13 protein-coding genes are annotated in these 21618 nt (G+C 46.8%); all 13 read right to left on the reverse strand.

Annotated features, from left to right (window positions below; all coding sequences use genetic code 11):
- The coding region (locus HYV65_02300) for a hypothetical protein (protein MBI2463042.1) at positions 1-738 on the reverse strand (738 nt) is incomplete at its 3' end.
- 128 nt (positions 739-866) lie between these two features.
- Positions 867-1457, reverse strand: coding sequence for a hypothetical protein (locus HYV65_02305; GenBank protein MBI2463043.1), 591 nt, complete (start codon positions 1455-1457; stop codon positions 867-869).
- A gap of 33 nt (positions 1458-1490) precedes the next feature.
- Complete coding sequence (locus HYV65_02310) at positions 1491-4148, reverse strand: hypothetical protein (GenBank protein MBI2463044.1); 2658 nt, start codon at positions 4146-4148, stop codon at positions 1491-1493.
- A 506-nt stretch (positions 4149-4654) separates the two neighbouring features.
- On the reverse strand, positions 4655-5062 hold the full coding sequence (locus HYV65_02315; protein MBI2463045.1) for a GxxExxY protein: 408 nt from the start codon (positions 5060-5062) through the stop codon (positions 4655-4657).
- A 183-nt stretch (positions 5063-5245) separates the two neighbouring features.
- Positions 5246-9520 (reverse strand): hypothetical protein, encoded by a 4275-nt coding sequence (locus HYV65_02320; protein MBI2463046.1) that lies wholly within the window; start codon positions 9518-9520, stop codon positions 5246-5248.
- 563 nt (positions 9521-10083) lie between these two features.
- Complete coding sequence (locus tag HYV65_02325; protein MBI2463047.1) at positions 10084-10833, reverse strand: hypothetical protein; 750 nt, start codon at positions 10831-10833, stop codon at positions 10084-10086.
- 114 nt (positions 10834-10947) lie between these two features.
- A complete protein-coding gene (locus HYV65_02330; GenBank protein MBI2463048.1) occupies positions 10948-11523 on the reverse strand; it encodes an RNA polymerase sigma factor in 576 nt (191 codons plus the stop codon).
- Positions 11524-11800: 277 nt separating this feature from the next.
- On the reverse strand, positions 11801-12433 hold the full coding sequence (locus tag HYV65_02335) for a hypothetical protein (GenBank protein ID MBI2463049.1): 633 nt from the start codon (positions 12431-12433) through the stop codon (positions 11801-11803).
- A 291-nt stretch (positions 12434-12724) separates the two neighbouring features.
- Positions 12725-14455 (reverse strand): hypothetical protein, encoded by a 1731-nt coding sequence (locus HYV65_02340; GenBank protein ID MBI2463050.1) that lies wholly within the window; start codon positions 14453-14455, stop codon positions 12725-12727.
- A gap of 18 nt (positions 14456-14473) precedes the next feature.
- On the reverse strand, positions 14474-15343 hold the full coding sequence (locus HYV65_02345) for a UTP--glucose-1-phosphate uridylyltransferase (GenBank protein ID MBI2463051.1): 870 nt from the start codon (positions 15341-15343) through the stop codon (positions 14474-14476).
- Between the two features lie 278 nt (positions 15344-15621).
- Entirely contained in the window at positions 15622-15864 is a 243-nt protein-coding gene (locus tag HYV65_02350; GenBank protein MBI2463052.1) for a hypothetical protein, read from the reverse strand.
- A gap of 84 nt (positions 15865-15948) precedes the next feature.
- The gene (locus tag HYV65_02355; GenBank protein ID MBI2463053.1) at positions 15949-21012 is read right to left on the reverse strand and encodes a lamin tail domain-containing protein; all 5064 of its coding nucleotides are present in this window, start codon (positions 21010-21012) and stop codon (positions 15949-15951) included.
- A complete protein-coding gene (locus HYV65_02360) occupies positions 21012-21569 on the reverse strand; it encodes a hypothetical protein (protein ID MBI2463054.1) in 558 nt (185 codons plus the stop codon). Before HYV65_02360 ends, HYV65_02355 begins: the two co-directional genes overlap by 1 nt.
- Positions 21570-21618: the final 49 nt, after the last annotated feature.

Raw genomic sequence — 21618 nt, forward strand, 5'->3', positions numbered from 1 at the left:
GGCTGTTCCGCCCGAAGAAGCAACATAGTTATAGACATTACTTCCTATAACACTTTGACCTGCTGGGACAGGACGAGAAGCGGTGGCAGTTGCCACTACTTCTGGCGCAATGCTAACCGTAGTGCTTGCGGAAACCGCGGCGGCTGGAAGCTCTACTGATGCTACCACGCTATCGGTAGTTGTGACTGTGGTTTTGCCTCCTTCGGTAGCCGTTGCTGTAACCTCACCTGTTGTGGTTGTCGGAACAGCGGCGGGAGTCGGTGTTACTACGGGTGTTACGACAGGTGTTGTTGCTGCGGGCGCTGATCCTCCTCCCCCTCCTCCACCACCTCCGCCACCAGATGAACAAACGGAGCCGACGGTTACGGTTGCGCTCACTGTAGCGCCTTGGTCAGGAATAACAAGGCGAAAATCGGTAGCTCCGCACGAACTAGTCGTGCCGGTTGTATTAGTCGCATTCAACGTTTTTCTGTCCGGGTTTACAAGAGTTACCACGTCATCATCATCAATCGTAATTACGATGTTAGCTGTGTTTATCACAACCGTATCAACGCTGATGTTGGTACCGGAACGAAGAATCTGTATGACATCATTAGTTGAAGAGAGTGTAATATTTTGCGATTGAGTGAAGATAACATTTTCAGCAGCAAGCGCGGAACCAGCGCTTATCACAAGCAAAGCAAAGGCCACAAAGGCAGCTGAGCTTGGAGATATGTATTTTTTGAATTTTTTTACCATATCAAGTTCTTTCAAATTTTGTTTATTAGTCAAAACTCTTACAAAATATAGCATCCGACCTTTGTTATATTTTGTTATATTTTGAAATTGCAAGAATTATTTTGCCTAACTGACAATACGTTTTACATCTATTTTATCTCTGACGATCCATTTATCATATGAAATGATTGAAATATTCCTTCAAGATCTTTTCTGTACAAAGGATAAGTCTCAACCGTGGTGCCTCCAGAAAGATAGTAGAGAGAATGACCCACAAATAGTATGAGCTGGCGTTCTCTTACATACGCTTTAGACGCATGTTTGAAAGTGTAGCTAATATCTATGCCCGGGTATCCATCCCTCTCTATTTGCTGAATACTTAACTCTTTGAAGTCCTGCAACGTTGAAAGCTGTTGTTCCAAGCTTTCTTTGAAAGCATTGTACTCAAACCTAAGTTTCTTCTGCGGGTCTTTTTCTTCTATAATCACACCGGCTGCGGAACTGCGCGTTGCCGGATGCTGTACGCCCACCACAAACTTTTCATTTTTATATTCCAAGTCAACTTTTGGAACAAACTCCCATGCTTTGGGAAAACGGAAACTGAAACCACGTTCTGTATCCTCGTATAGTTGTGATTCTTTAAGGAACTGCTCCTCTTGAAGCTTGGGGAGAAACCATAGGGCTGTGAAAATCCCTACGGCTCCGATCAACCCAAGCCCCAAAAAGATAGACTGTTGCAATTTGTCGCCAGAAAATTTCACAAATTACTCTGCTTATTCGGTTGCCGTGTACACAAATTCTACAGAAGCAATGTCTACAATATCATTCATAGTGCCGTCCGAACCAATAGATAGGTAGAAGCTTACGCTGTCGTTAGCGGCCAAAGCGGCTATTGTAGGCGCGCAAGTATAAGAAGTTGAGGCCGCTTCAGAAGCTTCAATAGTACCCACTGCTTGCAACACGGCTCCGTTTACTGACACCGCGCAGTTAATCACTTCGGTAGCGCCCGTATCAGCGTCTTTTACAGCGCGTACGCGAAACTCGCCACCCGACGCATAATCCGGCCCGATAGTAAACTGGTTACATACTTCAATGCCTTGGTCTTCTGTACCGCCAGTGTCATCAAAGCGAAGGACAAATCCCAAACCGTCTGTCGCGGAGTTAACGAAGTCAGGCAATGTATCAGCTGTGGTATCAAAACCAATTTGGGTTCCAGCAGCAGTGTCGCACTCAATGAACGAGAAAAGCGGTATGCTGATACCTCTTGCCACATCAACAATTTCTCCCGCGCTTACAGAGCTTGCGGGAAGCACCAATTCGCCATCACCCGTGCCGTCTGTGGATAACGTAACAATGGTGCTGTTAGAAGAGCCAACTGTAACTCCAGCGTCCGCGTCAATATTGAAGCGTGTTTCAGCTACTAATCCCCCTTCCACTACTCCAATGGTGAAGTCACAGTCCTCGGTGCCGTCGCCTGTGTCCGTGCAGTTTGTGGTCATAAGAACATGCGCCATATCGTCCACTGAAGAATCGGCATAGTCACGGAAGTCCATTGTGACATTGCCGGTTGCGCCGTTTCGAATGGTTACGTCGTTGTCAACAATCGCAGTGAGCGAAGTAACGTCGGCAGAACCGATCACGATGGCGCTAGCTCCTCCTCCATCAAGCGTTAAGGTTCCGGTGCCGCCGGAGCTGACGGTTAAAGCGGCGTCCGCATCATCATCCGTCGCGGTAAGAATAATTGTTCCTGAATCTGCCCTATTAAAGGTTACTGTGCCGGTAGAAAGAATTGTATTTGCGCCAATGCTTAAGGCAGATACAATATCCGTGTCCGACACATCAACACCAATAGCAGTTTCAGTTCCAGCTCCATTGGTAACAGTTCCTGCGGTAATAAGAATACCGTAAGCAGTGACGGTATCACCCGTACCAGCAGTAATGGCTGGCATGGTGATATTTGCTCCCCTCCAGTCAATGACTGCGGCGCCCACGGCACCAGACGTAGTGGCAAGCGTGCCAGCCGCGGAAATGTTGTAACCGGTGTATGTAGTGGTGGCAGTTGTATCGGTTGCTGTAAGAATAGGAGTCTGAATATTCACGCCCGTAACATCCTGATCGGTTGCGGCAGTAACATTTGTATTGAGATTTAAATCAAGCCCTGTTAAATCGCCAGTTTGAGTTTCTGCCGTGTAGTCAACGTCAATCAGGGTTCCTGATACGTTGTGCACGTTCAAATCAAGTACGGCTGCAGTTCCATCGTCAATGCTAGTTACGGTGAAAGGCGCGGTGGCAACCGTCTGCTGTGTCAATGTAACGGCGCCGGTGGTGGCCGCTACATCAAAATAAGTCCCGTTGAGAGCGTTATCCCCAAATGCCAAAGCATCTCCTATTTGCGCGTCAGAAACATCTATTGCCGTTGTAATAGCTCCTGCCGCTGTATTGACAAAAATTCCGGTTGTAACCGCAGTATCTGTGTCAGTGTTATTTAGATACAACAAAGCATCTGCCGCGGCTACGCCATCAACATTATCAATATAAAGACCATAAACAGTATCTGCTGAAGACGTTGAGTTGTCGTCAATTGAAATCAGTTGGCCATAAATCGTGTCAGCGCCTGTTGCGTTATCGGAGTTTATAAGCGTCAAGCGAAGCCCCGCGGAGCTCGCGCTATCTACGAGAGTGTGAGAAATAACTAATCCATCGATACCGTCGCTAGCCGCTGGGACATCGGAAGTAATAGTAAGCGCATCCGCCGTTGTCGCCGCAGCGCCCAAACTTGCGCCATCAGCGGCGTCAAGCGTCCAGTCAAAGTCGCCTCCATTACCTGTAAAATCACCATTACTAACAAGAATGTCGCCCGCGGTAAGCACCAGCGCGTCGGTGCCATCAGCCGAGCCGGCAATTGTTGTTAAGCCGTCCTCGCCGACAGAAAACACAGTTGCGTCGGCAGTTTCATCCCATGCCTTCAAATAATGACCGCCGGCCAATGTAGCTTCGGTAGCTGATAGGTGAAGAAGGGTTCCCGTAGTAAGTCCGTCGCCTATAAAGGCAACAACACCATTGTCGGCTGCTGCGCCAAAGGTGGTTGCTGTGGCGTTAGTTACAGTTAACGTCGCGGCCTCGTCAGCATCGGTCAGAGCCAATGAACCATCTGAAACAACGAGGTCTCCGGCCGTCACTGTAAAGACGGTGGTAGCCGCCGTGCCGGGAAGAGTAACAGCGCCGGCCAAGTTGGAGATGCCATCCACTTCAAACGTTCCGGTTACATATAAGTCGTCGCCGTTAAGCGGTAAACCCGGTGTGCCTCCACCAACTTGGATATTCTGGTTGAAGGTGATCGCGGCTTGCGCCAATCCCCCGACAAGAAATACTGTTACCAAGACGCTTGCCGCAGCACTCCATATTTGTCTTTTTTTAAGTATATCTATCATAGTTAAATAATAAATTTGAACCTCCTATTATTTTAAAAAAAATAAGAAAAGAAGTTCATTAAAAATTATATTTAGGACTTACGCGTTTGTACTTAATTATCTGACGACTCAAATGCGCAATGTCCTAATATTGTCGACTCATTATTATAGACATCATAGTATGATATCTATATTTTTTTAAAAACATTCGTCGTTTATTTTATTTTTCATTGTCCTCTCTTTTTAGCGTCGACCTCATTGAAAGGAAACGAGAACATATTTCAGGAAACACATGCCCGCGCGATGCACTATGCGCAAGTATATATTCCCTTGAACCAACTTATTCTGGCTTATTATGATAACGCACAAAAAATGCGCATATACCAAAGGTTAGTTGGAAAGATGAATGTTCTTTTTTATTGTATCAAATAATTATTCAATAGCAAACAATGCAAGCTGTGGATAACTGAAACACGGATATACACGGATGCGAACACGGATGCACGCGGATACAGATAGACACAGATTCACGCGGGCAAAAACGGTTTGCGGTCGTTGGTGTAGATAATTCTTTTAATATAGAGCTTGGGCGTAGAAAAATTCACAAGAAATCCCACTTCGTACTTACTATTTCTCAAATAGTAATAAAGCTGTTTTTCGTCTATTTTAGTTGTAATATTGGAAGATTTTAACTCTACAATAATCTTATCGCTGACAAGAAAATCCGGCCTGTATGCGCCAGCTATTTCCCCTCCAGGCGTACGCACATTTATCGCTTTTTCTTTTTCAAAAGACAGATTATTGCTTTGCAAAAGCTCTGCTAAAACTTTAGAATAAATGCTTTCTTTCTGTCCGGGACCATATCCATTACGAATCGCGAAAAATAAACCGCGCAATTTATAAGAAAGCTCTTGGTGTAATAAGTTATTCATCATATAAAAATTAGCACGAACAAACTATCCGTGTCTATCCGTATCCGTGTATATCTGTGTTCACATCTGTGTTGTTCTGTGTCTAACCGTGTTTGACTCGCAAACCAAAAACCGCCCCGAAGGGCGGTTTTTGGTTTCTTACTTGGCTGCCTCGCACAAGGACAAGGCCCAAGATTATATCAGAGACTAGGAAGGATTGATGAACGCGCCACCGGTGATTGGCAAGCCCTTGATAAGGCCTACGAGAACATCGGTTGACACATCATCGTCCCAAGAGACATCTGCCGTACCGTTAGCAATTGACAACTGGAAGCTGTCGCCATCGGTTTCGTAGTCAGCTAGGTTTGTCTCAACACGGAATTCCATAGTGGTTCCGGCTGGGATCGTAACGCTCATATTGGTAACATCTGGTGTTTCACCGGCATCCAACACATTGTCTGCCGCTGTAACCGTACCAACCGAAGCGCCTGTATCCTGCCTATAAACCGTGATTCCTTGGTTTGTAGCATCATCATCTCCCTGGAAACCAGTCACGGTAAAGCGAAGGTTGTGGTTAGTTCCATCAAAGATGACATCACCTCCCGCGTCAGCGGTGATGGTGAAGCGCAAGGTCGTCATGGTTACCGGGCTAAGGGTGCCAGAAGGCGAAGCGCCGCCAGAGCAGGTTGCCGTACAGAGAGCAAATGTAGGTACTGTGCGGAATAAATACTGCGCGTTACCAATCGCCATGCTGTATACCTGGGTAGTAGCATTATCCGCGTGAACCGCGGCTGTGGTGCCGTTTACACCACGGACAACTGTGTAGGTGTCTTCGGTTGCGCCATCGGCAATTGCGGTAATCAACTGCTCTTCGGTTCCAATGGTTATAATGGAGCCCACAAGATCGTCGTCGCCGCTGTCAGCGCCCGAACCGTTGTCCAAAACAAGCGATGTTACAGTGGCATCGGCTGCCTGTCCGGCACCGTCAACCACCAAGGCTGCAACACTCGCCGCGGTATTTTCGGTCAAGGTAAGGTCGGCTAGTGAACCGGATGAAACACCGTAAGCAACTACGGAGCCCACAAAAAGCTCTGGGGAATCGCCGGATGTTGCTCCGTTTGATGTGCCCAAAACGTCTGCCTTAATAGTCCATACCTTATTCGCATCCTTTGCGATATCAGTATTGCCTTCGGCAAAAGTAAAGGTAACTACACCAGAACTAAAGTATCCATCGGCGCTTACTTTGGTGTCACCATCATAAAGCGCTACGCGAGAAAAGTTGTTATCAGACGCGCCAATTGCCTCGCCGCTATCTTCCTGGCGAACAACAATTGTGCGAATGTCAATGTCCTCGCTGTTTGCCGTCATCTTAAACTTCGTAAACGCGATGTTTGTCTTGCCCGATGTGCCAACCGCGGTCATTGCCGCAACTGGAGTTGAAGCATCGCGCACAAAGGTAAGGCTTCCGGCGTTTGCAAGGGTCATAACCTGGCCAGCAATGAGCGCGTTATTTGAGCTTGCGCCATATACGGTGGAATTAGATGAAAGGCCGGTAGCCACAATATCTGAACCGCCTGTGGCATTCGCGTCATCCACACCAACTACTGCCACTACACTGCCTCCCACGATGACATCGGCCTTCAAATCAAGTACTTTTTGCGAACCCTTGGCAACATCAACTGATATGCCGGTGAAAGCAGCTCGGTCATCACCGGATACTTCCGTAAATGAAGCAAGTGACTTTACAACGGTTGTGCCATCATAAAGCTTTACATTGCTGAAGTACGTTTCCGACGCAACGTCTGCATCAAACGTACCGTCGTTGTCCACGGTAAACGTAATCGCGCTTACCTTCAAATCTTCAGCAGAACCTGCCGTAAGCACCAAGCGGCCAAGCCATGCTTGCGATGTGCTGTTTACATAGGTGGTTGCTGGAGGGTTAGTGGACATAGAAACAGTCAACGCGCCAACTAATGCCGTCATATTGCTGCCGTTAAGATCAGATGTCGTAGCAGTGACGCTAGCAGTTGAAGACACACCTGTCGCAACTACATCGGTGGCATTTGTTGTCCACAAAAGTCGCACGCGAGTTGCGCCAGCCCATGCCGTATTTGCGTTTGTAGGCACATCCGAAGTTACGGTAAAGGTTTTAGTTGCGTCTTTTGCTATCGTCACATTAACACTGAACGTAGCGCTGGATGTGGGCGAAGCTACCGTAGAGCCAATCTGTGTCGCGCCGTCCCAGAGCTTTACATTGGTAAAGTCTCCGGATGCGGCGGCAGCGGCATTATCCTGCAAATTAAAGATCAGGGTGGAAATGGTGATTGCTTCACCATTTGCGGTAAAGTTGAACTTGCCGTACTCGTGGCCGGCTGTGCCGGGAACCACGTTCTTTGCGCCGGGATTAGTCGGAGCAAGGGCAATGGTTAACGTACCCACCGCGCTATTTGCATTGTGGGTGCGCACTTCGCCAAGGCCGTCAACGCCGGTTACCACCATTGCGTCCATATTGGCTGCTGACTGCACGCCATCAAGACGCACTTCATTAAGCGCGATTTCTATTGTGGTATAGCTTGCTGAAGTGGAAACATCTCCGCGAACATGAAGTACAACGTTTTTGCTTTTTGGAATGTCAAACACGCCGGTGTCAAGCCCCGGGGCGTCTGCTCCATAGGTTGCAACCGTGCCCACGAAATTCGTGGCTGTGCCAACCTGTGTTTCAGTACCCGTCAACTCGTCATACTTATAAAGCGTTATATTGGAAACGTCTGTCGCGCCAGCGCCAGTACCAAGAAGATTCAAACGGATTCGGGCAACCCTCACATCCTGCGCCACTCCATTGGAGAAGCGAAATGCCGAGAACAGCTGCTGGGTTGTTCCGTTCACAAAGGCCTGCGCGGAAGGGTTGGTAGCGCCGTTTACCGCCACAGTCGGGATTGTGCCCTGGCCAACGGTCTGGGCAACGCCGCTCTGCGTGGTGTATGTAACACTATCGCCGCCCGTGTCAGTGGTAATAGTGATAGAACCGCCGGAGTTCGCGCCAAAAGCGACAACGTCCGCGGCTTCAGTAATCTCAAAGTCAATGGTTCTTGTGGTTGTGCCGGTAACAATGCCCGCGGAAATGTCGGCGTATAGATAAATGATCTTTGATACCCCTGCGTTTATGCTATAAGGGGTCGCTGAAAGATCAAATACCGCGCTTCCATTTGCCATAAGTGATGGAACGGTTGAGCCAAGCTGAACACCATCTGCTTTAAGCATAACGTTTTTAACATCCGTTGAAGATGCGGAACCGGTTTGCGTTACCTTAATACTGCGAACGCTCATGCCTTCTGTTTCCGCGTCAAAGGTCCACGAAGCAATTTCTACTGCAGTAGCACCCGCAACAGGAGAACTATCAGCTGGAACTGTTCGCAAAGTAACATCAAGAGTTCCTACGCCAATACCCGCGATGGTCATAGAATTGCCATATACAGGGAATGTGCCGGAAACCGTTGTGGTTGCTGTAACGTCAGTGGCCGCGGCAATGCCCAAACGAGGCGTATTGCCCGTAGTGGCAGTGTTTGTGCCAAGAACGTCAAGCGTTCCAGTGATTGTAAGAATCTTTGTCGTGCCTGCTGGAACTACCCAGTTAAGGCCGGTAAAGGTTGCTTTGTGTGTGGTGGTGTTAAGCGCTTGCGTGCCACCAAGTTGGGTTGAGCCGTCCCACAGCTTCAATGCCGTGAAATCATTATCTTCGGCAAGCCCTGCTCGAGAAACTACGAGCGAGCTTATTGTGGTGTTAGCACCACCAACAAACTTTACTTTTGCAAACACAAAGTCTGACGCCCCACCTGCTACTTGCTGGGCCGCTGGAGTGCTGGAATCAAGAGCTATGGAAACGCCCGTGCCTGCTGGGGTAGTTGGGGTAGTGGTTGTGGTTGTTCCACCAAGCACATTCGTTGCCCATGTGGACAAACTGTCCGTCGCGGTCAACGCTGTTTGGGTAGGATAAAAGGTTGGGGATGCCTCTGTGGAATTAATCTTGTAGAGTGAATCCCAATCCAAACCAGCTGATTCAAATTCTGCTGCTGTAACATTGAGGTGACGTCGTTCGCCAGTGTCACTGCCTGCGGCAGAGGTTACCGCGTAAACCTTCGGGTCCTTTACGGAACCGTCGGCATTTATCTCTAGAACCAAATTGGAATTGGTGTATCCGTCCACTGTTGCCTGGGTAACGTCCTGAACATTGCTCCACTTCAAGTGTCCGTATGAGTTAAAGATTTCGGGGTTGAGAATCAACCTCTTAAACATCTTTGCTCCTACGAGCTTGACAATGTAGATGTCATTCGTTCCCGTCGCGCGAATAAGATCGCCATCGGCGATTGTTGCCGCGCTTGCGACAGGGGCAAGATACATTACTCCGGACATGGAGATCGCAGTCACTGCCGATGTGAAAAACGACAATGTTGTGCGTAATCGTATCTTAGTTGTTTTACTCATTTGTATATTTCCCTCTGAATTTTTCTTGCGAAAAAAGAAAAGGGTTAGGCCCTTTACGATATTCGTTAAAATATCGCGAGGGAGTGACCCGTCCGAAGTTCCGAATAATCGGAACGTGGGGGGGTGAAATCAAATGCTCATATGTGCACCAGATGAACATTTGATGCTGGCCACCGGGCGTTTATACGCCACGCAGCTGTGCGTGGCGTATAAACGCCCGGCGACCGTTTGATCCTCTAGTCAGTATTATTTATTTCTCTGGCTTGAGGCATTGAATCGCAGTCGACCATCTTTAGTTAAAGTACGCTTCGGTTTTGGGTCTCCCCAGCTAGATCCTGAACTGCGCCGTAATTACGGGTTTGTTCAGGACTAAGCTGGGGAGACAGCTCTTAATAAAGAAAAACCTATCCTCCTTGGTGCCAAGGCGGATAATCCGTTCAATCGCTACCTTGCACTAAATAGGTGCGAAGCCCCAAAGGGGCAAGGCAGTGATTGAACGCTTATCCAATTATATCAAAGAACTGCGTATGTCTAAATGTGGATAAGTTTCTTTGCTTATCGCGCTATTTTAACAAAGCCTCTGCGGCGCTCACTGCTCGTAAAACAGCATCGTAGTCCCCCTCGGCATAAAACTTTTCTGCTTCTTTCGCGATATAAATAACTGATTCATTGCCGTTTTCCTGCGCTTCAACCCAGACACGATTCAACCGTTCGCGCAAAAATGTACGGAAAGCCGTAGCGGTATCATCGCCGTACAATTCAAGAGAACTCAAGCTCTGTGAGAAAGCAGGGCTATCTGATTTTCTTACTTGCGTTTGCGTGTTAGATGAACTCGTATTCACGTTCGCGCCATTTGCGGAAGCAACGTATTTTTTCGCCTTATTAAGCGCGGTGGCAGTACGTGGTTCTGACGCGCCTTGATTGTCTGGGGCAACTTCTTGAATTACGTTAATTACGTTGCCAGTCGCGTTATGAGAAATTCTTGCGATATCTATCTGCGTGGAAACCGCGGGCTGAAACCCGCCTGACACAAAAACCATTATCGCAAAACCTCCTGTCAGCATGCTCATTGTCATGGCAAACGCGCCAGACGGAAGGGGGCGAAATACCCAATTCATCGCGTGAGCGAGGGAGAAAGCAGAAATACGTTCACGCTCTTCAATGGCCTGGCTTGCCATAGCAAAAATTCGAGCTTTTTCTTGCTCTTTCCATTGGCTGTCAAGCGTAATTGCGCGCAAACTCTTCAATGATTTGATGAGCCGATCGTCGCTTGAACTTGAATTTTGTGATAGTTGTTCAGTGAAATTTTGCATATCTACTAAAGATGACGTATGAGGCACACAAAACGTTACAATCTACCTACAGGAATCCATAGGAGGGTCGGTCCGTCCTGCACGCAGGACGGACCGACCCTCCTTTTGGTGTTATCATTCTAGCTTCAACCTCTCACGAAGGGCATTCACACCCCTATGGGCAATCACCCGCACCGTGCCTTCGGGTTTTCCGACAATATCCGCAATATCGCTAAACGGCAGGTCTTCCAAGTAATGCAGGGTAACAATTTCCGCCGTTTCTTCGCCGATTTCTGACAATGCCTGGCGTATACGCGCTATATCAAGAGAGTTTTCTACGTCTATGTTTATAGCATGCGCTTCGTCTATGCCGCCATGTGTTTCTGGGGCAGCCAACATATCTTCGTACGATACTGTGGGTCGCTGTTTGCGATAGTAGTCAATCAGGCAATTACGCGCTGTTTTATACAAAAACGCGCGAACGTTTTGAATGCCGCCTAGCGATGTGAGTACGGACGATTCCTGCGCGATAAAAACGGCTTTATGCCCATTTTTAGATATCAGATAATTCCACATTCTAAGAAATACTTCCGAAGATAAATCCTGCGCAGTCTCCCTCGAATTTGTTTTCAAAAACAGGAAACGAAAGATTTGATCGGCGTACTCGTCGTAAACGCGAGAAAAAAGTTGTTGAAATTGCCTATCTGTCATTCGTGATTATAGACATTTAATGACATTTACTGACATTTTATAATGCGATTATAGACATTTAATGACATTTTGTAGACATAGTTAATGACATTTACTGACATTTATATTTTAAGCAAAATGTCAGTAAATGTCATTAAATGTCTATTAACGAACTAAATTTTAGATAGAGATGACAATAGATATTGCTCCGGGGTGACTGAGCGAGGGTCTGAGACACAGAACAGTGTCTGTTGCCCCCCCCCCCCCCCCCCCCCCCAGTTATTTACAAAAATATAAACTATCCCGCAATATAATATTCCCGATTGCGCGTGCCTCCTCTCCTTTTTATCAAACGCATCTCCTCAAGCTTTTCAATATCCCGCAAAATCGTACGGGGATGCACGTTGGAAAATTTGACAAAAAAGGCTGTGGGGGGAGCCGGCCCCTCTTCTTTAATTCTCGTTAAAAGTTTTTTCTGCCGAAGATTAAGCAAGTCCGCGGAAGAATCCATCTCAACCACTGAAAAAGATTCTTGTAATCGTCGTTTGGAGGATTTTCGTTTTCTCGCTAACACGTCTTCGTTTAACGATATGCTGGCCAGCCGCTCTTCCTGCAGTTTTTTTTCTAAATCCTTATAAGCACGGATGAGAATCTCAAAATTGCGCCCATTCACCCATTTCTGGCTTTTGGCTATATCTATAAAAGCGTAAAGAACGTCAAATTGTTTTACCGATTCTCTCAAAGAAGAATGCTTTGCCCCATTGTTATCATCTTTTATTTCGGGAGAGAGAATTTGATTTTCAGCAAAAATGACAAGGGGAATGATATTCAAGCTTGCCTCTCTCAATTTGAACCGCAAAGGTTCTTCTTTTGGGAAAAGCTCTGTTACGCGATAAAGCGCCGAACACAGTTTGAGTGCTTCTTGAATCATGCTTCTCTTATACCCCATATAGCAAATAAGTGTCTATGGTCTATGGCTAGCCCGACCGAATACCAAAAAGTCCCCTTCTAATACAAGAGGACTATGAAACTATAGCACGAATACAGAAAAATACAAGCTTTCTATAACGTAACTGCTCATACCCTCTCATAAATTGGGGGGTGAGCAGTGACTTCTATAACTACTTCAGGACGGACTACTTCAGGACGGACCGACCCTCCTGCGGAGGGTCGGTCCGTCCTGAAGACCATATTAAACACATATTAAAACATTAGCTTATCGCTATATTCTTAAAATATTTCCTGTTTTATACCAAACAAACTCCCGCGCATTTACTGTAAAAACCGCGCTCCATGCACGACCACTTGCTTCAAACCGTTGAGGTGTCATATTAAGCCACTGTTTTGTTCCCGATCCCGCAAGCGTAACTTCATATATACGAAAATCCCCGGCTTTTTGTATGAGGAAACTTTCCTTATATCGCTGAAGCTCCTCCTCGGTTACTTCAACAATGTTCTCCCAACGCAAATGACCGTACATAGCCATAATCTGCGGAGACTGAATCCACCGCCTATAAAAACCATTGACCACATACACTTTTGTTGTCCCCTTCGCGCGAATAAGATCACCGTCGCGAATGACGCGCGGGGAAACGGCGGGGGGTTGAACATCCGTAAGATTAACAGAAATAGCGAGTATACGATAAACCCCCAACTTCTCACGCCCCCTTATTTCCGTATGGCTTGCGGGAATAATAACAACAGAGCTTACATCATCCATAAAATCAGAAACGCGTACGGTCATTTTGCCTTCGCGCGTTTCGCTGTAAGAAATACGCGTCTCCCCCGTCAACAAAGTGGTAATAACTGGTACGCGAACATAATCATTATCTATGTGGGTGCGCAAAGAAATCTCCAAAACTTCAACCTTTTTTCCTTCTAAAAGTGAGGGAATAAAACGATACCATTGCGGTTGAAAATCCTGAAAAGCAGAATTTGATCCTACGGCGGGCGTTTGGCTGGAAATTGTATGAGTAACTGGCGGCTGAATATGTAAATTATTATACTGAAGCATAGGTTGAGAATACGCATATCGCCCCGTGCCATCTATATCTCTATTTATCAATAAAGCTACTGTCCAATCTTCAAAAACATCGGAGAATGTCCGCGTTTTTCCCAGCGAGGCCAATGCCTGAGTTATTGCTTCCGCACCCACGTAACGAGAAGAATTTAACTGCTTGAGAAATACTTCTCCGTATTGACCAACAAGATAATGCAAAAACAGAGAAGCGGTAGCATAATCAATCGGCTCGTCTTCCCACACCAGTAGGGCGTCATTTGGGTTAAGGCGTAAAAGCCGTACGCTTTCTTGCAAACGGCTTCCTTCCCATGCATCATTAAAGCCTGCCGCGGTGACGGCATATTCGCTCTTTGCCTCGTCAAGCCAACGCTCCTCCTGCACTCCTTGCAATTTTGTCTTTTGATTTAAAGTAATAAGATGCTGGAACTCGTGCGCCAATATCGCGCCTGCTTGCGATGAGTTTAACACGCTAGTCGCGCTAACATACAACATTTCACGCTCATTTGAATCATCAAAAAATGATTTTCCGTATTCATCATTTTTTCTAATATACCCCTCCGCCCTGGCTTTCATGCGCGTAAAATATATGGTTACGCGCGCATCGTTGTCAATTCCCGTATTCCATTCTCTGCCAAAAACGGCGCGAAGGCGCGGATAAGTGATTTGGTCAAATTCTTGAGCAATCTTTTGCGCGCGAATGGTAAATAAGTCTTGTTGTTCGGAAGCAAGCGCTCTAAAATATTCGTCTTCTACGTAGATGTAAGTTTGTGAAGAACCCAAAAGGAAACGCGCCTTTTCCTGAGTCTTGCCATCTTCTTCATAAGAAGAATCTACAAAAAATGTAGTATCTGTCTGCGCATGCAAATAATCAGCGGGATAAAAAGCTGCTGCAAAAATAACTATCGAAATAGCTGTGCGGATAGTACTTTTCATGTCTAAAATACTCATTTTTTATATACGTTTCAAAAACGCCCGCGCCTCGTCACCAATCTCACGGTGCTTCATTCCAAACTCCACCGTTGCCTTGAAAAATCCCAGTTTATTGCCGCAGTCATGCCACACCGCGTCCATTTCATAACCATAAAGCTTTCCCTGTTTCGCTACTGCATCTAAGGCGTCAGCAAAATAAATCTCTCCATTTTTCTTTTTAAGCTTTGGAATATACTGGAAAATATCCGGGGTAATTATGAATCGCCCGACGCTGGCAAGCGTAGACGGAGTATCTTTTGGATCTGGCTTTTCTACCACGCCATGTATTTGGTATGTGCGGTCCCCTATTTTTTTGCCGGAGATCATTCCGTAAAACCTGCTTTGCGATCTTGGAATATCAATCAACCCCATTACCGATTCGTGATACCGCTCAAATGTTTCAATCAACTGGCCAATTGCCGGCTTTCCTTTGGGTGAATCCATCACGTCATCGGCATAAAAAAGCGCGAAAGGCTCATCACCCACCAGTCCCCGACCGCGCATCACGGCATCTCCGCTACCGAGCGGCTCGTCCTGATGCACGAAAATAAACTCCGCTTCTTTGTGGATATGGCGTATGCTTTCAAGCAAAGCTTTCTTTTTCTTGGCGCGAAGCATTTTCTCCAGCTCCAAGTTGCGGCTAAAATGGTCGCCGATAATGTGTTTGTTGCTATTGATGACAAAAATAATTGTTTCAATTCCCGCCTCCACCGCCTCTTCCACCAAATACTGCACCACTGGCTTATCTACCAGCGTTAGCATTTCCTTTGGCTGAGCCTTTGTGGCAGGCAAAAAGCGCGTGCCATAGCCCGCTACTGGGAAAATTGCTTTTCTAACCCTGTTTATTGCCATAGCTTGTTTTTAGCTTACATATAGGTGTTTGGTCTAAAAGGGCCAAACACCTATACATTGTGCTCCAAAAACAGGAAAAAGAAAAGACCCACTCCGCACAACTGCGAACCTAGTGGCGTGAGTGGGTTTTGCGAGCGAGGGGGATTTGCGCTTATAAGCGCAAATCCCCCTCGCTCGCTCTCCAAAATTAACTAAAAAAACGCACACGCCGGCTAAAGCCGGCGGTTTCTGACTCTAATGAAAAAGCCGCTGAGCGAATCATGCGGCTTTTTAACTTACTAGGAACAGCTGTTAACGTATGTTGCTATTTGCAATATAAATGAGTAAGGAGAATAATTTTTACTATCAGCTTCTCTTACAAGCTCGATGAGCATAATCATCAGCAGATCAGTCTGTTCTTTGTTAAGCATAACATCTTGCTTCACTCCGTCAGCTAGAACATCCAATGTTAATTTTTGAACATTTGTAAGTTTCCCGCTTCCTCTTCCAAAACCTCTAATAAACTCCGCTGCGTTTCGCATTGTAGCCTCCTATTTGCATATTCTACATAAGCACCATCGTAAAAAGTATAGATGTCGTTTTATATTCTTGTCAAATTCATATGGCTAATTCCCTAGCACATACATTAACCCGCCATTAGTGATTGCATAAACTAACCCGTCGCCGATTACCAGCGATAGCACCTTGCTATCAAGCTTGTATTGCCAAACGACCGTAAGCATGTCTGAATTGGCGGAATTGCCATTTCCATTGTTGTTCGTCGCGCTTTTTTGCAGCGCATAAATGTTTCCCGCTTCATCGCCAACATACACTTTTCCGCTAGCGTCCGTGGAAACTAAGCTGCTGATATTGGCCGGCGCGGTAAACACAGCTTTGTTAGTCCCCTTGCTTGCGCCCTGCGTATTGAACAAATAAATTTTATTTTGCTGATATGACGCGCTGTATATTTCGCCGTTACCCGCGACAACTGGCGACTCCTTAAATGAAAGTGAGGGGCTCGCAATCACGCTTTTCCATAAATACGCGCCGCCGTTTTGCGTGTCAAACGCGGCAACGCCTGTATTGATTTGGCTTGTTTGAAACTGCGCGTATAGTATGCCGCTAGCATCCAGACTTGGATCGCCAAGAATATATGTTATGCCGGTTGCGGGCGCGCTCTGCATATTGCGCGACCATAAAATAGCGCCGTCAGACAAAGATAGGACTAGGAGCGTAAAATCATTGTTGGGATTTCTAACTATAACGTAAAGATTGTTGGCATCCAAAACGGGGGTACGAATTACACTAGCCGAAGATCCTGTAAATCCGCTGATATTTAAAATACTTCCCCAATTGGGTACGGTTGTCCACAAAACAGTTCCGCCCGAGTCAAACGCCATACACTGGCGAAGCGTGCATGCGTACGCATTTCCTTGAGAATCTGTGATTGGCGAAGTCGCGTCGTGATTGCCGCCGCTTGTCGCCCACGTAATGCCCAACAAAACAGACGCAAGCAAAGAACCATCTGATGTTTGCAACACATAAAGCTTCCCTTGCGAGTTTGCAGTATTTGCGCCAATCGAAACAACGTACAATTTTTGGCTATCCGGAGAAAGCGCGGGCGCGCGCAGGTCGGGAGTTGAAATATCGTAATACCAACGCGCGTTACCATTAATATCGTATGAATATACTGAAGACTTACTCCCTACGGTAGTTGTAAGATATGAATTTCCCTCCGAATCAATCACGGGTTGAGAGATAGAAAAAGAGTATCCGGCAACTTGCATTTGTGATTTTATTTTTGCGTCACTGCTGGCAGACCAAGCAGGGCCATTTTTCGTGGACTCGTTTGTATGGCGCGCGTTAAAATATTTCATTGCCCAAATAGGCGCTCCGGAAAAATCCGCTTGCGCGGGCGTCGCGTCAGAATTTGTCGGCGTTGGTATGTCTAGCTGTGTAAAATCTTGCGCGTTGTTATCAGTGTCTTGATGCTGGTCACCGCGACTAATACTTTTATTTAGAGTTGGCGCTGCTACGGCTGTGTTTTCTTGCAGCGCGGAGGTTACGTCGCCCCATGCCACCGCATCAATGGGGGTTACCGCGCACGGAGTTTGTTTAGCGCATTCAGGGTCTTGTGAAAAAATCGCGATCGTTCCGCCCGTGTTTGCCAGCTGCGCGCTAGTGTAGGGCTGCCAGTCGGCGTTAGGGTTGTTGTTTGCTGTGTTGTATCCTTTGAAACCGATAAGATAGTAAGCGCCTGCGGAAATTAAAGCGGCGGAGGGGAATTGCTTGACGCGCCACGGATTGTCCCAGCTTGTTTTGCTGGTAGAATAGTACGCGAAATAATATCCGTCCAATGAGATATTCGCATCTGTTGGATTGTATAGCTCTACGAATTCAGAATCTCCTGTCTGTATTTCGTTGATAACAATATGAAGCGGCAATGGCTGGAAAGAATCTTCGTCGGTTTCGCTGTCATCTTCGTCTAATTCGTCCGGTGATTGAGAAGAATTTCCGTCGTCTTCGTCTTCGTCTTCATCTTCATCTTCATCGACTTCATTTTCGTCTTCATCATCATCCGAATCTAAAGAGGTATCTGAATCTTCAACAACGGCCGCGTCATCAGCGGCCGTGTCATCTTCTTGAATCTCTTGAGTCTCTTGGGCAAGCGCCGCGTTTTGCTTGGGATTCGGAGTAATAGTAATAGAAAAGTCTTGCGCGTTATTATTTGTATCAGCGTGGCTTGCGCTACGCGCGATACTTTGATTTATTTCCGGGGCGCCAGCCGCTGCCCCTTCAAAAAGGATAGTGTTTCCCCAGCCGACAGCGTCAATCATTCCTGCCTGCGCGTCTTGCGCGGATTTAGTTGATGGATCAAATGGAAAAACAGCCACGGTGCCTCCGCTATTTGCCAGCTGCGCGCTAGTATAGGGCTGCCAGTCGGCGTTGGGGTTGCCGCCGGTCGTGACATAATCCTTCAAGCCGATAAGATAATAATCTTGCCCCGATATACTTGCCCCGTCAGGAAATTGTTTTACGCGATATGGATCGTTCCACGCTGTTTTTGATGAAGAATAATAGGCAAAATAATGACCGGCGAGCAACATTGTTGCGTTGCTTGTATTGTAAAGCTCAATAAACTCCGCGTCGCCTGTTTGAATTTCATTTATAACAATCGTGGCGGGAGTGGCAGGCGCGGCAGGAGAATTTTGCTGTGTTTGGTTTTGTGTTTGCTGCGAGGTGTCGTTTTGCTGAGTGTCCTGCGCGGGCGATGAGCCCGCTGTCGGCGCTTCTTGTTCAAAAATATTTACTCCTCCGGGAGTCATGGTTTTGGTCACGCGAAAGTCCTGATTGTTGCTGTTTGTATCCGCGCCGGATGGCCAGCGAATAATGCTCGCGGCAGTAAAAGAAACTGGCGCGGCCGAACTTCCTTCAAATAATATCGCGTCGCCCCACCCCATAGCGTCAATGCGCGTGGAGCTACTTGTTTTAGGGTCGCCTTTCCAAAGCGCAAATGCGCCGGCGCTGTTGCCCAGGAGGTCGCTTGTGTAAACGCGCCAATTAAAATGTTCTGAGAAATCGCCAAATGCTATAATATAGTAGCCGCGCGCGGGAATTACGGCATCAGCGGGAAATTCTTTATTGCGCCATGGATCGCTCCACGACGCGCGATTTTGCGAATAATATGCCATGAAATATCCCGCGAGAGAGGTCGCGCTTGCGGTGGGATTGTAAATTTCCACGAATTCGCCGCCGGCAATACGCGCTTCGTTGATTACAAGTTTGGTATTTGTTGGAGTTAAGGGTTGCGTTTGCGTTTGCGAGTTTTCTTTGTTCTCCTCTTGTTGTTGCGTGGCTTCAAGGTCTTCTTTTTGTTTATCCTTTGCGCATTGCGTCCATAAGCCAAGCTTGGCTTCTTTTGCCTGTTTCTGCGCCGCGTCAAAATATGCGTCTTGGGCATGAGGATGGCCAAAGTTAAACGAGCGGACATATCCCTCCTCAATAAGTTTTTTGTTTACAAAAGCATCGCCAACCCAAATATACCCCAGCATGCGCCCGTATGCGTCGCGCGCTTCGGGACCATTTTCTATACGCACATCTTTATTCAGCACTAATTCTTCATTGCGCTTTTTTGCCTCCGCGCTAAAACATTCTGCTGTTTGTCCGGGACGCGCCACTTCCGGCGCGTCAATGCCAATATAGCGCACATATTCGCCATTGGTAAGCGAGATTGTATCACCGTCTATAACTTTACTGACGCGATAGGTATTGTTTATGTTTAAATCTTTTTGTTGATTTGCATCTTTTAGTTGGGATGGAGTTTGTGTGTTTGCGCTGTTTGATGATGGCTTTGATGATGGCGACGTATTTGAAATTGAAATTTGGGTTGATGTTGATGGGCTTTGTTCATTTGGTTGGCTTTGTTGCTGCAATGAGTTTGCTTGCAAAGCATCTTGAGTTTGGTTTAATGTTCGCGTCTGGCCACTGGTATAAACGGGATTTGTCAGAGCTGTTGTCACTTGCTGATTAAATTGCTGCTGTGACTGTTGCGCTTCAATATTTCTCTGAAAATCCACGTTGGCGATCGTAGTATTGAACGGAAGCATGGAATTAGGATCGCCTCCAATGGCCACGCCCGGCGCGATATTAGCGCCAAAGAAAGAAAGTAATTCTTGCGCGCTGCGAAGTTCGGCTTGCACGCGGAGTGTTACGGCTTGCGCGCTATTTGCGAGCGCGCGAAACGCGGATATAAATATGTTATCACCCGCGCTTGCTTGGTCATTGGCCGCTTGCTTGCCGACTGTGTCGTGAAAAAGTTTTAAGACTCCGGCGTTAGCTTCAATGGCTTTTGGCGCTAGACGGGACCAGTAGTCTTGGATGACGAGGGGGTCGGAGAGAATTAATTTGGTATCATCGCCAAATAAAACAGAGCCTCCTGAGAAGCTGGCGATTCTATACTCCGAATTATTATCAATCGAATAAATATATTTCGTATCAACTCTTGTTGGACTTGGCTGCTGATATTGCCCCAAACTGTCCTTGCTCAAAAAATGCGTATTGGTATATCGCGCGACATTGTCAAAATACGTATCAATATTCCCATATTCAAGCAGTTTCATTGCCGCTATGTTAGGCATAGCAATATTTTCTGTTGCGTGTTCATATGGATCTTCACCGCCGAGCTCATCCTTAAAAAATGGCGGGTGCGGATCTTGCCGCACATGCGCTGGCACAGTTTTATCCTGTATTAAATGGAATATATGCCCCAACGTTTTATACGCCCGCTCTTTGTCACCCCTATCATATGCCCGAATAGCTTCTTCCCATGTAAATACTCCGCTTGCGCCACCGAGCTGAAAACGATTAAGCCCTTGCATGGCGCTGTCACGCGCCCACTGCTTTGATGATTCAAACCCCTGCAACCCTTGGTTGTTTATCGGGTCATAAAAGTGATGCACCACGCGCATAACGGGCGCGTCTTCGTCAACCGACCCTTGCGCAATCCACTGCTTCTCTTGTTGCGTAAGCGCTGCGTCAAGGAAAGATGCGTTATATAGCTCTACCGCTTTTTCAGATAATGGCCGGTGAGTTGTGTCTGGGTTATAGGCGTGGGCATACGAAAAAGAGGAGCTGGCTATCAGCCCCCCAAGACCGAAAATGCACAAAATGCGAATAACTCTCATTTTCATCACAGCGAACTTATTTTCCAAACTCCATCATAGTCGCGTGTAAACTCAACATCTTCGCCGTATCGTTTCAAGGGATTAGAATTATTATTACCAGGAATTGGAGACAATTTATACCTTACAATATTTCCATATTCTTCAATCTTGGCCTCCAGTGGCGTCATCCTTGCCGCCGCCTCTGCCAGCTTCTTCTCCGCCGCCGCCTTGCGCAATCCATCCTCATACTTCCACAAATAATCCGGATGTATCAACTTCAAAACGCCATTCAAATCATTATTCAACAGCGCGGCGCGCAGTTCCGCGTAAGTCTTTTCCGGCGTGGATTTGCTTTGCGCGATATTAAATTTATACCGCAATTCTTCCGCGACTAAACTATCAATAAAACTTTGCTCGGCAATGCCGTTAGTGAAAACCTTTGTTTGCTGAAAAATAAAATTCGCCGCAATCATAGCTGCGGCGACAATAATAGCGATTCCCACCAAATCCTTGCCAGTGTGACGACGATTCTCGTACTTAGGAAACTGAAGCTGAGGAAGTTGGGGCTGCCAATTAGAAATCATAATGCTTCTAATCTTACATGGGCAGAATAGCAAGGTCAAGCAAACTTAT

It is taken from the genome of Candidatus Spechtbacteria bacterium (genome assembly GCA_016188605.1).
In the GTDB taxonomy this organism is placed as follows: domain Bacteria; phylum Patescibacteriota; class Minisyncoccia; order Spechtbacterales; family JACPHP01; genus JACPHP01.